12 protein-coding genes are annotated in these 13747 nt (G+C 69.4%); 6 read left to right on the forward strand and 6 right to left on the reverse strand.

Going from position 1 to position 13747, the window contains the following annotated elements:
- The first annotated feature begins 103 nt into the window (after positions 1–103).
- From fdxA to pruA, 5 genes are all read left to right on the forward strand, one after another.
- Positions 104–427: a ferredoxin gene (fdxA, locus tag IEY60_RS09935; protein ID WP_189026332.1), complete on the forward strand. Its 324-nt coding sequence runs from the start codon at positions 104–106 to the stop codon at positions 425–427.
- The gene (dapC, locus tag IEY60_RS09940; RefSeq protein ID WP_189026333.1) at positions 424–1515 is read left to right on the forward strand and encodes a succinyldiaminopimelate transaminase; all 1092 of its coding nucleotides are present in this window, start codon (positions 424–426) and stop codon (positions 1513–1515) included. Before fdxA ends, dapC begins: the two co-directional genes overlap by 4 nt.
- A gap of 175 nt (positions 1516–1690) precedes the next feature.
- On the forward strand, positions 1691–3280 hold the full coding sequence (locus IEY60_RS09945) for a GMC oxidoreductase (RefSeq protein ID WP_505826971.1): 1590 nt from the start codon (positions 1691–1693) through the stop codon (positions 3278–3280).
- 72 nt (positions 3281–3352) lie between these two features.
- Complete coding sequence (locus IEY60_RS36370; RefSeq protein ID WP_189026337.1) at positions 3353–4984, forward strand: serine/threonine-protein kinase; 1632 nt, start codon at positions 3353–3355, stop codon at positions 4982–4984.
- 64 nt (positions 4985–5048) lie between these two features.
- On the forward strand, positions 5049–6680 hold the full coding sequence (pruA, locus tag IEY60_RS09955) for an L-glutamate gamma-semialdehyde dehydrogenase (RefSeq protein WP_189026339.1): 1632 nt from the start codon (positions 5049–5051) through the stop codon (positions 6678–6680).
- On the opposite strand, the gene IEY60_RS09960 is transcribed toward pruA, so the two are convergent.
- Together IEY60_RS09960 and IEY60_RS09965 are read right to left on the reverse strand one after the other, a co-directional pair.
- Positions 6677–7390, reverse strand: a complete 714-nt coding sequence (locus tag IEY60_RS09960) for a hypothetical protein (RefSeq protein ID WP_229739680.1) — start codon at positions 7388–7390, stop codon at positions 6677–6679. The two genes, pruA and IEY60_RS09960, sit on opposite strands and share 4 nt — an antisense overlap.
- A gap of 95 nt (positions 7391–7485) precedes the next feature.
- Positions 7486–8337 (reverse strand): oxygenase MpaB family protein, encoded by an 852-nt coding sequence (locus tag IEY60_RS09965; RefSeq protein WP_189026341.1) that lies wholly within the window; start codon positions 8335–8337, stop codon positions 7486–7488.
- Between the two features lie 113 nt (positions 8338–8450).
- Here IEY60_RS09965 and IEY60_RS09970 point away from each other — a divergent pair, with 113 nt between their 5' ends.
- Complete coding sequence (locus IEY60_RS09970) at positions 8451–9878, forward strand: acyl-CoA synthetase (protein WP_189026343.1); 1428 nt, start codon at positions 8451–8453, stop codon at positions 9876–9878.
- 8 nt (positions 9879–9886) lie between these two features.
- Here the strand turns inward: IEY60_RS09970 and IEY60_RS09975 are convergent, their stop codons facing one another.
- The 4 genes from IEY60_RS09975 to dapD form a co-directional block, all read right to left on the reverse strand.
- Positions 9887–10558, reverse strand: a complete 672-nt coding sequence (locus tag IEY60_RS09975) for a molybdopterin-dependent oxidoreductase (protein ID WP_189026345.1) — start codon at positions 10556–10558, stop codon at positions 9887–9889.
- A gap of 76 nt (positions 10559–10634) precedes the next feature.
- Positions 10635–11513 carry an RNA polymerase sigma-70 factor gene (locus IEY60_RS09980; protein WP_189026347.1) on the reverse strand — a complete coding sequence of 293 codons (879 nt, stop codon included), beginning with the start codon at positions 11511–11513 and terminating at the stop codon, positions 10635–10637.
- Positions 11510–12589 carry an NAD(P)/FAD-dependent oxidoreductase gene (locus IEY60_RS09985; protein ID WP_189026349.1) on the reverse strand — a complete coding sequence of 360 codons (1080 nt, stop codon included), beginning with the start codon at positions 12587–12589 and terminating at the stop codon, positions 11510–11512. Before IEY60_RS09985 ends, IEY60_RS09980 begins: the two co-directional genes overlap by 4 nt.
- Positions 12590–12774: 185 nt before the next feature.
- Complete coding sequence (dapD, locus tag IEY60_RS09990; RefSeq protein ID WP_189026351.1) at positions 12775–13725, reverse strand: 2,3,4,5-tetrahydropyridine-2,6-dicarboxylate N-succinyltransferase; 951 nt, start codon at positions 13723–13725, stop codon at positions 12775–12777.
- Between the last annotated feature and the right edge of the window lie 22 nt (positions 13726–13747).

The raw sequence follows: 13747 nt of genomic DNA on the forward strand, positions 1-13747 counted from the left end.
GTGCGAGTTAGGGCAGGCTGACCTGGGACTGAGGCATGGTCTCGGGATAGGGTTTCGGGTGGCGGAGTACCACCGCAGGTGAGGACAGACTAGGAGAACGGCAGTGCCGTACATCATCGCTGAACCGTGCGTTGACGTGAAGGACAAGGCGTGCATCGAGGAATGCCCCGTGGATTGCATCTACGAGGGTGGTCGCATGCTGTACATCCAACCCGACGAGTGCGTTGACTGTGGTGCGTGTGAGCCGGTCTGCCCGGTGGAGGCGATCTTCTACGAGGACGACACCCCGGACCAGTGGAGCGGTTACATCAACGCCAACGTCGACTTCTTCGACGAGTTGGGTTCGCCCGGTGGCGCCACCAAGGTGGGCAAGGTCGACTTCGACCCGGCCTTCATCAAGGCGCTGCCCCCTATGGCAGAAGAATGAGGGTCAGCAGTCTGCTGCCCGATTTTCCCTGGGACACGATCGCCGCGGTCAAGCAGAAAGCGGCGGCGCATCCCGGTGGGCTCGTCGACCTGTCCGTCGGCACCCCGGTCGACCCGGTCGATCCGCTGATCCAGGCGGCATTGAACTCGGTCGCCGCGGTGCCCGGATACCCGACCACGCACGGCACCCCTGAGCTGCGCGCCGCCGCCGTCGCGGCGCTGGCCCGCCGGTTCGGGGTCACCGGCGTCGACGAGGCGGCCGTGCTGCCCGTGATCGGCACCAAGGAGCTCATCGCCGGGCTGCCGCGCCTGCTCGGCCTCGGTGCGAACGATCTGGTGGTGATCCCCGAGATCGCCTACCCGACCTACGAGGTCGGCGCGCTGCTGGCGGGCGCGAAGCCGTGGCGCGCGGACGGTCTCACCCAGATCGGCCCGCAGAACCCGGCGCTGATCTTCGTGAACTCGCCGTCGAACCCGACCGGCAAGGTGCTCGGGGTCGAGCATCTGCGCAAGGTGGTCGCGTTCGCCCGCGAGCGCGGCGCGATCGTCGCCTCCGACGAGTGCTACCTGGGGCTGACCTGGGAGGGCGAGGCCCTCTCGATCCTCGACCCGCGCGTGTGCGATGGCGACCACACCGGTCTGCTGGCGATCCACTCGCTGTCGAAGACCTCGAACCTGGCCAGCTACCGCGCCGGATTCGTCGCCGGCGACCCGGAACTGGTCGCCGAACTGCTCGAGGTGCGCAAGCACTCCGGCATGATGCTGCCGTTCCCGATCCAGGCCGCGATGACCGCCGCACTGGGCGACGACGAGCACGAGGCGAAGCAGCGCGGGCTGTACCGCGCGCGTCGCGAGATCCTGCGAAAGGCCTTGCAGCAGGCCGGTTTCCGCATCGACTTCTCCGACGCCGGCCTCTACCTGTGGGCCACCCGCCGTGAACCGTGCCGGGTCACCCTGGACTGGCTCGCCGAGCGTGGAATCCTCGCCGCCCCCGGCGATTTCTACGGTCCGCGCTCGCCGGAACACGTGCGTATCGCGCTCACCGCGACCGGCGAACGGGTGGCCGCCGCGGCCGAACGGCTGGTCTGACCCACCGCTTCCGCAAACCCCGGGCACCGATGTGCCCGGGGTTTCGTTTGTTCGAAACGTGTTCGTTTCACTGCAAGTCTCGGTATAACAGGTTCTCATTGCAGTCTCGATGAGGAGCCGCACAGTGCGTGAATTCTTGTATGAAAAGCCAGGTAGTAACCGATACACCGGCGGTGTGTCCCGTCGCCGGTTCCTAGCTGCAACAGGTTTCACGCTAGGCGCGGCTGCGCTGGCTGGTCGCGCCGTCGCCACCGCCGCTCCCGCCCTCGACGGCGACAAGGTGCCCGCCCTGGTGATCGGCAGCGGGTACGGCGGCTCGGTCGCCGCGCTGCGCCTGGCCCAGGCCGGGATCGACGTGCTGGTCGCCGAGATGGGGATGTCGTGGACCAAGCCGGGGCCCGACGGCGACATCTTCTGTCCCGTACTGAAACCCGACGGGCGGTCCTACTGGCTGCGGGAGACCACCGACCAGCCTGTCGGCTACTTCCTTGGCGGTTCCTACAACAAGGACATCGACCGCTACACCGGTGTGCTCGACTCCGAGGGTTTCGGCGGCATCCGGGTCTACCAGGGCCGCGGCGTCGGCGGCGGGTCGCTGGTCAACGGCGGCATGGCGGTGACGCCCAAGCGGGAGAACTTCGGCGCGATCCTGCCCTCGGTCAACGCCGACGAGATGTATGCCACCTACTACCCGCGCGCCAACAGCGCGCTCGGGGTGAACCACATCGACCAGAACTGGTTCGAGTCGGCCGAGTGCTACCAGTTCGCGCGGGTGGGCCGCAAGCATGCCGAAAGATCCGGTTTCGGCTGGACTTTCGTGCCCAACGTCTACGACTTCGAGTACATGAAGAAGGAGCAAGCGAACACGGTGCGTCGCTCCGCGCTCGCCGGCGAGGTGATCTACGGCAACAACGCGGGCAAGCGCTCGCTGGACAAGACCTACCTGGCGGCGGCCACCGGCACCGGCAAGGTGACGATCGCCGCCCAGCACATGGTCACCTCGGTCACGCCCAGCGGCAGCGGCTACGAGGTCGAGATGGCCCAGATCGACACCCAGGGTCGCACCACCGCCACCAAAAAGGTTGTCGCGGACCGGGTCTTCTTCGCGGCGGGCAGCGTCGGCACCAGCAAGCTGCTGGTCGCCATGAAAGCCAAAGGGCAGCTGCGCAATCTGTCCGACGCGGTCGGTCAGAAGTGGGGCAACAACGGCAATGTCATGGTCGGTCGCGCCAACCACATGTGGGACGCCACCGGCAGCCTGCAGTCGGCCATGCCGTGCCTGGGCATCGACAACTGGGCCGACGCGGGTGGCCCGGCATTCGCCGAGGTCGCGCCGTTCCCGTCCGGCATCGAGACGTATGTGAGCCTGTACCTGGCGATTACGAAGAACCCGAACCGGGCGAAGTTCACCTTCAACTCCGGCACCGGCAAGGTGGATCTGAACTGGCAGACCGCCTGGAATCAGTCCTCGATCGACGCGGCCAAGCGGATCTTCGACAAGATCAACAAGAAGGAAGGCACGATCTACCGGACCGACCTGTTCGGCGTCTACAAGACCTGGGGTGACGACTTCACCTATCACCCGCTCGGCGGGTGCGTGCTCAACGAGGCCACCGACAACTATGGTCGCCTGCACGGATACCAGGGCCTCTACGTCATCGACGGCGCGCTGATCCCCGGCAACACCAGCGTGAACCCGTTCGTCACCATCACCGCGCTGGCCGAACGCAATATCGAACGCATCATCGCCGACGATCTGGGCTGATCTCGCGCTCCGGCTGCCGGATCGGCTATGGTCCGGCAGTCGGAGCAGTGGAGATCGGAAGGCTCGTCACGGATGCACGGGGTGGAATTCGGCGCGGGCACGGTGTTCGCCGGGTATCGGATCGAACGGCTGCTCGGCCGGGGTGGAATGGGGACGGTCTACCTGGCGGCGCATCCGCGGCTGCCGCGGCAGGTGGCGCTGAAACTGCTGAATCGCGAACTGTATTCGGACCCGGAGGTACGCGGCCGGTTCGAGCGTGAGGCCGATGTGTCGGCGCATCTCGATCATCCCGGCATCGTGTCGGTCCTCGATCGCGGCGTCGAGGACGGGCTGATGTGGATCTCCATGCAGTACGTCGACGGCACCGACGCGTCGGTGTTTCGCGGCACATCACTGGATCCCGCCCGCGCCGTCGACATCGTCGCCCAGACCGCCGAGGCGCTGGACTACGCCCACGAACGCGGCGTCCTGCACCGAGATGTGAAGCCCGCCAACATCTTGCTGGCCCGCGCCCGCAGCGGCGACCGCGTCCTGCTCACCGACTTCGGCATCGCCCGCCTCCGCGGCGACGCCCGCCAGCTCACCCGCACCGGCGCCTTCCTGGCCACCCTCGCCTACGCCTCACCGGAACAGCTCTCGGGCGCCCCGGTCGACCACCGCTCCGACCAGTACTCCCTCGGCTGCACCCTGTTCACCTTGCTCACGGGTGAAAGCCCTTTCCCCGCAGACAATCCCGGCGCGGTGGTCGCGGCCCACCTGAGCAAGCCGGCGCCGCGTGCGTCCGCCGCGGTTCCCGCCCTGCCCGCGGGCATCGATGCGGTGATCGCCCGCTGCCTGGCAAAGGATCCGACCGAAAGATTCGGCAGCTGTGCGGAGTTCGCGGAGACGGCCGTCGGTGCGTTGGGGTCCGCTTCGCGGCCGAACGCGCAGGCATCGAACCCGTCGGCGCCGCAGGCACAGGCGCTACGCGAATCCGGGTCGCAGGGGCCGGTCGCACAGTCGGATTCGAGGCCGACGATGGCAACACTTGTCGCGCCCCCGAATTCGGCGCCCCAACTGCCGCTTGCCGGCGGACCCGGCTGGGGTGGGCCCGTCGGCAGCTCGGCGAGTCCGCATCGGGGCGCGACTCCGCCGCCGCGCAAGGCGGTGTCCTCGCGATGGCGGGCACTCGCGGTGACCCTGCTCGTACTCGCCATGGTCGCCGGTGTCGGCCTCGTCGGTGTCGGCGCGATCTACTGGAAGTTCGTGCGGCCCACCCGGGTGCCACCCGCCCCGACCTGGGGTGCACACGAGTCGGTCGCGTCGGGCTTCACCGACCTGATCCCGATCCGGCCCGACGGCCGCGGCTGGCGCGACGCGTCGTGTTCGGCCACACCCTCGCTGGTGGTCCTGCCCGGCGACCCGGCACCGCTGCGCCAGATCACCTGCACCGACGCCAACGGCGTGCTGGCCTGGTACACCGAGTACCCGACCGCCGCCGACGCCGAGGCCTACCTCGCCCGCCACACCACCGAGGACGCCATCCGCCAGCTGCACCACACCAGCCTGGCGGCCTACCGCCCCCGCGACCCAGCCGCACCGTTCACCCTGGCCGCCAGAGAACGCGGCAATGTGTTCAGCGCCAACTCGGTGGTCGAGGTGTCCTGGCCCGGTCATTCCTTCGAGGAGACCCGCGACGACTGGTGGCAGCAGGCATCCTTCTGACCGGTCACGCGCCGAGCGCGCACTGATCCGGGCGATCTTGGGGCGGCGGCGATAGCCTCGGGGTATGGACGCTGTCACGGTGGTTCCGGTGCCCGCGAACGAGCCCGCGCAGTCGTATGCGCCGGGGACGGCGGGGCGGGAGCGGCTGCGGGCGCGGTTGAGGGAGATCGCGGGGGAGTGTGTGGATGTGCCGATGGTGATCGGCGGGGTAGAGCGCAGCGGGGAGGGGGAGCGGCACGGGATCGTGGCGCCGCATCGGCGGTCGCTGGTGCTCGGCACCTATACCGATGCCACGCATGAGGAGGCCAGTGACGCGATCGAGGCGGCCATTGCCGCGGGGCCGCAGTGGCGGGAGATGTCGTTCGATGCGCGCGCGGCGGTTTTCCTGCGGGCCGCCGATCTGATGGCGGGGCCGTGGCGGGAGACCGTCGCCGCGGCGACCATGCTCGGGCAGTCGAAGTCGGCGGTGCAGGCCGAGATCGACGCGCCGTGCGAGCTGGTCGACTTCTGGCGGTTCAATGTCGCCTATGGCAGGCAGCTGCTCGAGTGGCAGCCGCAGTCGAGCCCCGGTGTCTGGAACCGGATGGACCACCGGCCGCTGGAGGGTTTCGTCTACGCGATCACCCCGTTCAACTTCAGCGCCATCGCGGGCAATCTGCCCACCGCGCCCGCGCTGATGGGCAATACGGTGATCTGGAAGCCGTCGTCCGCGCAGACGCTCGCGGCGTGGGTCACCATGCAGATCCTGCTGGCCGCCGGCCTGCCGCCCGGCGTGATCAACCTGGTCACCGGCCACGGCCGGAATCTCTCGGAGGTCGCGCTCGCCGATTCGCGCCTGGCCGGTATCCACTTCACCGGTTCGACCAAGACCTTCCAGCACCTCTGGCACCAGGTCGGCGCGAATATCGGTGGCTACAACGCCTATCCGCGGCTGGTCGGCGAGACCGGCGGGAAGGATTTCATCCTCGCGCATCGCTCGGCGGACCCGGATGCGTTGTCCACCGCCATGATTCGCGGCGCCTTCGAATATCAGGGCCAGAAGTGCTCGGCCGCCTCCCGCGCCTACGTACCGCGGTCGCTGTGGCGGACGATGGGTGAGAAGTTCCTGGCCGCGGTCGAGGAGATCAGCTACGGCGATGTCGCCGATCTCGCGAATTTCGGTGGGGCGGTGATCGATCAGCGCGCCTACGACAAGGGGGTCACCGCGATCGAGCGGGCCAGGGACGCCGGCGTCACCATCGCGGCGGGTGGCACCTACGACGACAGCGTCGGCTGGTTCGTCCGCCCGACGGTCCTGATCGCCGACGACCCGCGCGACGAGGCCTTCAGCACCGAGTACTTCGCGCCCATCCTGCCGGTGTACGTCTACGACGACGACGCACCCGACGCCTTCGATGTCATTCTCGCCGAGGTGGATTCGACGTCACCGTACGCACTCACCGGCGCCGTCTTCGCCCAGGACCGCGCGGTCATCGAGAAGGCTAGTGCCGCACTGCGTTTCGCGGCGGGCAACTTCTACATCAACGACAAGCCCACCGGCGCGGTGGTCGGTCAGCAGCCCTTCGGCGGAGCCAGGTCCTCCGGCACGGACGACAAGGCGGGATCTCCGCTGAACCTGCTGCGCTGGGTCGCCCCGCGCGTGATCAAGGAAACCTTCGTCCCGCCGACCGGCCACCGCTACCCGCACATGGGCTAGTGCGGGCCGACCACCAGGCGCACGATCAGCGCGGGCAGTGCGTCGAGCACATCCGCGGACTGGTCGGCCGGGCTGCCGTAGGTGTGCGCGGCCACCGAGAAACCGGATCCGAAGGACGCGGAGGCGACCTCGGGGGCGCCCACATCCGACCAGCCCCACTTGCTGCCCTGCACGCCGGGCAGCTGGGCGGTGCCCCAGTTCTGGGGTGTGCCGTCGGCGGCGGTATTGCTCGCGCCCGCCATCCACTCGAAGATCGGCGAGCCGGGGTCGGTGCGCTGCTTGGCGGACAGGAAGTCGGTGATGTCGGCCGTGCTGGTGCTCGACCGGCCCCAGTCGGCGGTGCCGTGGGTCTGGCGCAATCCGTATTCGCTCGCGGTCGCCTCGATGGCCTGCGGATACTTGGACGCGAGCTGGGTGGCGGCGCCGTCGTCGGAGTCGCGGATCATCCGCTCCGACAGCGCCCGGTCCTCCGGCGAGCCGTCGCCGTGGCGCAGCGCGTAGTCGACGATGTAGAGCTTGGACATCGACAGCGCCGAGCGCGACTCGTGCTCATTGGCTGTGCCCCAACCGAATCCGCCGGGTGTGCGCAGCGAGATGGCGGTCCGTGGCGGCACCGTGGTCGGGTCCTCGTCGGCGTTGGCGGCGGGCGCGGCGATCACGAGACCGACGGCGACCGCCGCCACGCACCCTGCCAGTGTTCGAATACTCACGAGCGTTCCTCCGATTCTGCGGCGACGGCGATCAGATCGTCGGGAATGAAACCCGAAAGTCGCAGGTCAGCGGGGGAGGCGCGCGGGAGCGCCGATCAGATCAGCGGCTTGCCCCTGTGGTTGCGGCGGCGCATGTCGGCCAGGGTCGCGTTGAACGGGAAATTGCGGACGACCCGCGGCATCCGGCCCCACACCACGCCGCTGGCGCGCATCAGCTGGTTGAGCTTGCGCTCGTCATGCTCGGTCCAGGTGAGGCCGAGTTCGTCGCGAAGGTGCTGGGGGAGCAGGCCGGTGGTGAACCAGCGGTGGAACCGGGCGAACGGCAGCCGCAACGGCGGGCTGATCATCTTCAGGTCGAGCAGGTCGTCGAAGTAGGCCTTGATGGTGGGATCGACGCTGGTCATCGGCAGATTCGCGGCCCAGTAGGCGTCGAATGCGGCGCGGTCGGCAGGCCACATCGCCTTCGGCACCTGCAAGGTGGTGCCGAGGTGGTGGGCGTACTCGTAGAAGGTGTCGGCGATGTCGTCGTCGATGGGGCCGTAGACGCGGCGCATCACGTCGACCGAGCCCCAGTACAGGCAGGCGGCCACCCACAGCTGCAGGTTCTTGTCGAAGGCGTTGTACTTCACCGGGCTCGCGGCCGTGGAGTGGACGTATTTGTGCGCGCCGTTGATCGCGGTGCGGTAGGCGGCGCGATCGGCGTCGGTGCCCATCAGCGCCACCGACAGATAGGTGAGGGTGGTCCGTGTTCGCTTCACCGGATGCTTCATGATGCTGCCGCTGTGTACTCGCGATTCCGCGACGCCGTAGCCGACGGGTGCCAGACTGAGCTGCATGATCACATTGGCGGTCGCGCCCCAGAAGGCGGCCGAACCGTCGACGTAGTCCCGGATGTCGAATTCCGCCGGTTCGGTCCGACCCGAACGTGCGCGAGCAAGGATGGTCATCGTTGACCCCTTCATCGGTGAGAGAACTATATGGAGAATGTCTCATCATGTCGTCGGGGAGTCAACGGACGGCGGCGCGTAGCACCGAAACATCGCCGCGTTAGCGTGGACGGATGCCCTACGGTCCGCCGCTGCTGCTCGCCTCGCTGAATCCCAACGCCATCGCCGCCGGGGCCGACATTCCCGACGCCGTCACCATCGATGATGCCACTTTGTCGCGATCCGACCTGCTGGGTGCGGCGACCTCGGTGGCCGAGCGCATCGCCCGCGCGGACCGGGTCGCGGTGCTGGCCGAGCCGACCGTGCGCACGGTGCTCGCGGTGGTCGGCTGCCTGATCGCCGGGGTGACCGTGGTGCCGGTGCCGCCGGACTCCGGTGCGGCCGAGCTCGAGCACATCCTGCGTGATTCCGGTGCGCAGGCCTGGCTCGGCGCGGCACCGGAGGGGACCGAGCTGCCGGTGGTGCCGGTGCGCCTGCACGCCCGCTCCTGGCACACCTATCCCGAGCCGGATCCCGCGTCGACGGCCTTCATCCTCTACACCTCGGGCACCACCGGGGCGCCCAAGGGCGTGATGCTGAGCCGCGGGGCGATCGCCGCCGGGCTCGACGCCCTCGCCGAGGCGTGGGACTGGACCTGGAAAGACACACTGGTGCACGGACTTCCGCTGTTCCATGTGCACGGGCTGATCCTCGGCCTGCTCGGACCGCTGCGGGTCGGCAGCCCGGTGATCCACACCGGCAAGCCGACACCCGAGGCCTACGCGGCGGCGGGCGGCAGCCTGTACTTCGGGGTGCCGACGGTGTGGTCGCGGATCGTCGAACAGCCTGAGCTGGCACGGCAATTGGGCAAGGCCAGGCTGCTGGTGTCGGGCAGCGCGCCGCTGCCGGTGCCGGTGTTCGAGAAGCTGGCCGAGCTCACCGGGCAGCCGCCGGTGGAGCGCTACGGCATGAGCGAAACCATGATCACGCTGTCGACCCGCGCCGACGGCGAGCGTAGGCCCGGCTGGGTCGGCACCCCGGTCAGCGGCGTGGAGACCCGGCTGCGCGACGAGTCAGGGGCGCCCGTCCCGCACGACGGGGAGAGCATCGGCGCCCTCCAGGTGCGCGGGCCGATGCTGTTCGACGGGTATCTCAACCGGCCCGAGGCCACCGCGGCGGACTGGACCGAGGACGGCTGGTTCCGCACCGGCGACGTCGCCGTCATCGACGCCGACGATTTCCACCGCATCGTCGGGCGCGAGTCCATCGACCTCATCAAATCCGGTGGCTATCGCATCGGCGCAGGCGAGATCGAGACCGCCCTGCTCGGTCATCCCGCGGTGGCCGAGGTCGCCGTGGTCGGCCTGCCCGACGACGACCTGGGCCAGCGCATCGTCGCCTTCGTCGTGCCGCGCGAGGGTGGTTCCGCCGAGCTCGGCGCCGAGCTGATCGCCCATGTGGGCGCGCAGGTTTCGGCGCACAAGCGGCCGCGCGAGGTCCGTTTCGTCGACACGCTGCCCCGCAATGCGATGGGCAAGGTGCAGAAGAAGCTACTGGGCTGACGCGTGCGTCACCGGGCCCGCTTCTCGCTGCCCCTGGCGCTCAGCGCGCGGATCGGCCCGATGAGGCGATGGTAGATCGGCCGCACCACCCGGGCGGGCAGGTAGCGGTGCCGCTCCTCCTCCCAGACCCGCGCCCTGCGGTGCGCGGCCAGCGGTGACCACTTGTCGGGGTCGGCGGGCGGCGAGGTGTGGAATTCGATGCGGCACAGGTGCTTCGTATTGACGAAGCCGTACTGGCGTGGGCTCACCAGCCGCACCGGAGCGCCGTGGTCGCTGTTCAGCGGCTGTCCGTCGAGCCGGTCGGCGATGAGCACGTCGTCGGCGAGGGCGTCCTCGAGCAGGACGACCGACTGGTAGCCGTCGAGACCTTCGAAGACGACATGGCTGATCGTCGCGCCCGGACGCAGTGCCGGCTCGACCCGCAATCGGTAGAACGTCGTGAACGGGGTGCCCTCCCACACCAGGCCGGTGGCCGACCAGCCTGCGACGCAATGGAAGTCGGCTTCCATGCGCTGCCGCGGCAGCTGGGCGAGGTCGGTCTCGGACAGGGTGACGGGCGCCGTCACCGCGCCATCGATCTCGATCACCGGGTGTTCGGGGACCGGCGGCGGCGGGTGATGGAGGTGGGTGCCGAAGCGGGGGAAGCCTTCGACGGCGCGCTGGCCGGGTGGGAGTGGCATCGTTCCTCCAGTTATACGGTTCCGTATAAGAGTCGAGCGTACTGCGCGCGGCGGGCCGAGTCGAGTATCGGCCGGGTCACTCCGGGATGCGCACGGCCCGGAGCTTGTCGGGATTGCGCACGCAGTACACCGCCGTGACGACGCCCTCGGTGACCTCGATGGAGGTCACCTGGTCGAGCACGCCATCGAGGGTCGCGGCGACCGTGGGCATCGCGTTGTAGACGCCGAAGTGCACGCCCACCTCGCCCATCCGGAAGCCCTTCTGGAACAGGCCGATGACCAGCCGCGCCACCTTGTCCGGCCCGAACACCGGCCTGCGCACCGCGCTGACCACGCCGCCGCCGTCGCCGATGAAGACCACGTCGGGAGCGAGCACGTCCATCAGCGCCTGCACATTGCCGGTGGCCGCCGCGATCGAGAAGCGCTCGGCCACCGACTGCGCCTCGGCCGGTGTCGCGATCGCGGTGGGCCGCTTCTCGTGCACGCGATCCCTGGCACGCTGATTCAATTGCCGCACAGCCGCTTCGGATTTGCCGACGGCCGTGGCGATCTCGGCATAGCTGAACGCGAACACCTCGCGCAGCACGAACACCGCCCGCTGCACCGGGGTCAGGGTCTCGAGCACGAGCAGCATCGCGGTGGTCACCGCCTCGCCGGTCAGCACGTGCTCGACCCCGCCCTCGGACGCCGCGGCCAAGGGCTCGGGCAGCCACGGCCCGATGTACTCCTCGCGCCGGCGCGCGGCCGAGCGCAGGACGCCGAGCGCCTGCCTGGTGACGATCTGGGCGAGGTAGGCGCGCGGGTTCTCGACGGGAGCCAGGTCGACGTCGACCCACCGCAGATAGCTGTCGTGCAGCACGTCCTCGGCGTCGACGACCGAACCGAGGATCTCGTAGGCGATGGAGAAGAGCAGTCGCCGGTTCTCGGCGAAGGTCTGCTCGTGCTCGGCGCTCACCGCTTCGGACCGCTCAACCACACACTGTTGCCGGTGCGCGCGCTCCACGCGGCATACCGGACGATGCGCTCCTTGGTGAACGCGGCGCCGCGGCCCGCGAACGACACCGGTAGCGGGCTGTCGTCGCGGCGCGAGGACTGGACGACGGCGTCGCGCCTGCCGACGCTCAGTGCCTGGCCGCTATATCCCATCGAATAGGGCCGTGGCTCACGTCCTTCGATCATCCGGACCAGCGTATCCACCGCGTGCGCGCCCTGCGGCGCCGCCGTCGCGCAGGCCATTCGCGCCCCTGGCACGGCGGCGCAGTCGCCGATGACGAAGACGCGCGGATCGGTCACGCTGCGCAGGTACGGGTCGACCAGCGCCCGGCCGTCGGCGTCGACCGCGAGCCCGCTGCGTGCGGCCAGGTCGGGCACCCCCGACACCACCGCCCACAGCGTCAGGTCCGACGCGAGTGCGCCGCCCGAGCGCAGCCGCACCGTTCCGTGCTCGATCCGCTCGACCGCGTCCGTCCGGATCTCCACGCCCAACCTGTCCAGCCCGCGCCGCACGCGCCGCTGTCCGCCTGCCGACAGGCTCGCGCCGATCTCGGCCCCCACCAGTCGAACTCGTAGATCCGGCCTGGCCTCCGCGATCTCCGCCGCGGTCTCGATGCCGGTCAGTCCGCCCCCGATGACGGTGACGGCCCGGTCCGCGGGCAGCGCGGCCAAGGCCGCGCGCGCCTGCTCGGCGCCCTCCCACGTGCCGACCGGGATCGCGCCGGGCAGCGGCGTCGCCGTGCTGCCGACCGCGACGAACAAGTGGTCGAAGTCGACAGCGGTGCCGTCGTCGAGAGTCACGGTGCCGTCGCCGATCTTGTCCGCGCCCGCCACGCGGGTCGCGATGGCGGGGGCGAGCATGTCGGCGAGTGGGGTCGCGGCCGTGCCGGTTCCGGCCAGTTGCTCGTGCAGCCGGACCCGTTCGACGAAATCGGGCCGTGGGTTGACCACGGTGATCCGGGCCTCCGGAGCCTTCTTCGCCAGTCGGTTCGCCGCCACGGTTCCCGCATATCCTGCGCCGATCACCACGATGTCCATCGTCTGCCTCCTGCCGGGAAAAATCTGGGTCGGCTATGGGATGCGGGAGAGGCCATGTTTGTGATGGTGATCTGGGTCACGCACCATCGGTGCTGGGGCCGACGAGTTCGGCGACGGTGAGGCCGCGCTCCGGGAACGACAACGGCCCCGCACTCTCGCGAGTACGGGGCCGCCGGGGAGAAACCTCAGTCGTTGGCGTGCAGTGCGGCGTTGAGTTCGATGCCGGTGCCCTTGCGCGGCACGACCTCGACCGCGCCGGTGGTGGAATTGCGGCGGAACAGCAGGTTGTTCTGACCGGCCAGGGTCGCGGCCTTGACCACGGTGCCGTCCGGTCCGGTGACCTTGGTGCCCGCGGTCAGGTACAGACCGGCCTCGAGGACGCAGTCGTTGCCGAGCGGGATGCCAAGGCCCGCGTTCGCGCCGAGCAGCGAACGCTCGCCGACCGAGATCACGGTGGTGCCGCCGCCGGACAGGGTGCCCATGGTGGACGCGCCGCCGCCGATGTCGGAGCCGTCGCCGACGACGACGCCCGCCGAGATGCGGCCCTCGACCATCGAGTTGCCCAGGGTGCCCGCGTTGAAGTTGACGAAGCCCTCGTGCATGACGGTGGTGCCCGAGGCGAGGTGCGCGCCGAGCCGGACCCGGTCGGCGTCGCCGATGCGCACGCCCGACGGCACGACGTAGTCGACCATCCGGGGGAACTTGTCGATGCTGAGCACGGTGACCGGGCCGCGGGCGCGCAGCTTCAGCCGGGTCTGCTCGAAGCCGTCCACCGCGCACGGGCCGTGGTTGGTCCACACGACATTGCTGAGCAGGCCGAACTGGCCGTCGAGGTTCACGCCGTGCGGCTGCACGAGCCGGTGCGAGAGCAGGTGCAGGCGCAGGTAGACGTCGTGCGCGTCGACCGGGGCGGCCGACAGGTCGGCGATCGTGGTGCGCACCGCGATCACCTCGACGCCGCGCGCCGCGTCGACACCGAGCAGCTCGGCGAACTCGGGCACCTCCGCCGCCTCGACGCGCTTGGAGCCGGTCTCGGTGAATGCGCCCAGCTCGGGGCTGGGGTACCAGGTGTCGAGGACGGTGCCGTCCGAGGTGACGTTCGCGATGCCGACTGCAGTTGCTCCCTGAATACTCACGGTGCTCATTTTGCCCGGTCTG

The sequence above is a fragment of the Nocardia rhizosphaerihabitans genome, assembly GCF_014646295.1.
Classification (GTDB): domain Bacteria; phylum Actinomycetota; class Actinomycetes; order Mycobacteriales; family Mycobacteriaceae; genus Nocardia; species Nocardia rhizosphaerihabitans.

What these genes read in the sequence shown, in the direction of transcription:
- dapC (WP_189026333.1), top strand. Translation starts at nt 424, where the DNA reads ATGAGGGTCAGCAGTCTGCTGCCCGATTTTCCCTGGGACACGATCGCC.
- IEY60_RS36370 (WP_189026337.1), top strand. Translation starts at nt 3,353, where the DNA reads ATGCACGGGGTGGAATTCGGCGCGGGCACGGTGTTCGCCGGGTATCGG.
- pruA (WP_189026339.1), top strand. Translation starts at nt 5,049, where the DNA reads ATGGACGCTGTCACGGTGGTTCCGGTGCCCGCGAACGAGCCCGCGCAG.
- IEY60_RS09965 (WP_189026341.1), bottom strand. Translation starts at nt 8,337, where the DNA reads ATGACCATCCTTGCTCGCGCACGTTCGGGTCGGACCGAACCGGCGGAA.
- IEY60_RS09970 (WP_189026343.1), top strand. Translation starts at nt 8,451, where the DNA reads ATGCCCTACGGTCCGCCGCTGCTGCTCGCCTCGCTGAATCCCAACGCC.
- IEY60_RS09975 (WP_189026345.1), bottom strand. Translation starts at nt 10,558, where the DNA reads ATGCCACTCCCACCCGGCCAGCGCGCCGTCGAAGGCTTCCCCCGCTTC.
- IEY60_RS09985 (WP_189026349.1), bottom strand. Translation starts at nt 12,589, where the DNA reads ATGGACATCGTGGTGATCGGCGCAGGATATGCGGGAACCGTGGCGGCG.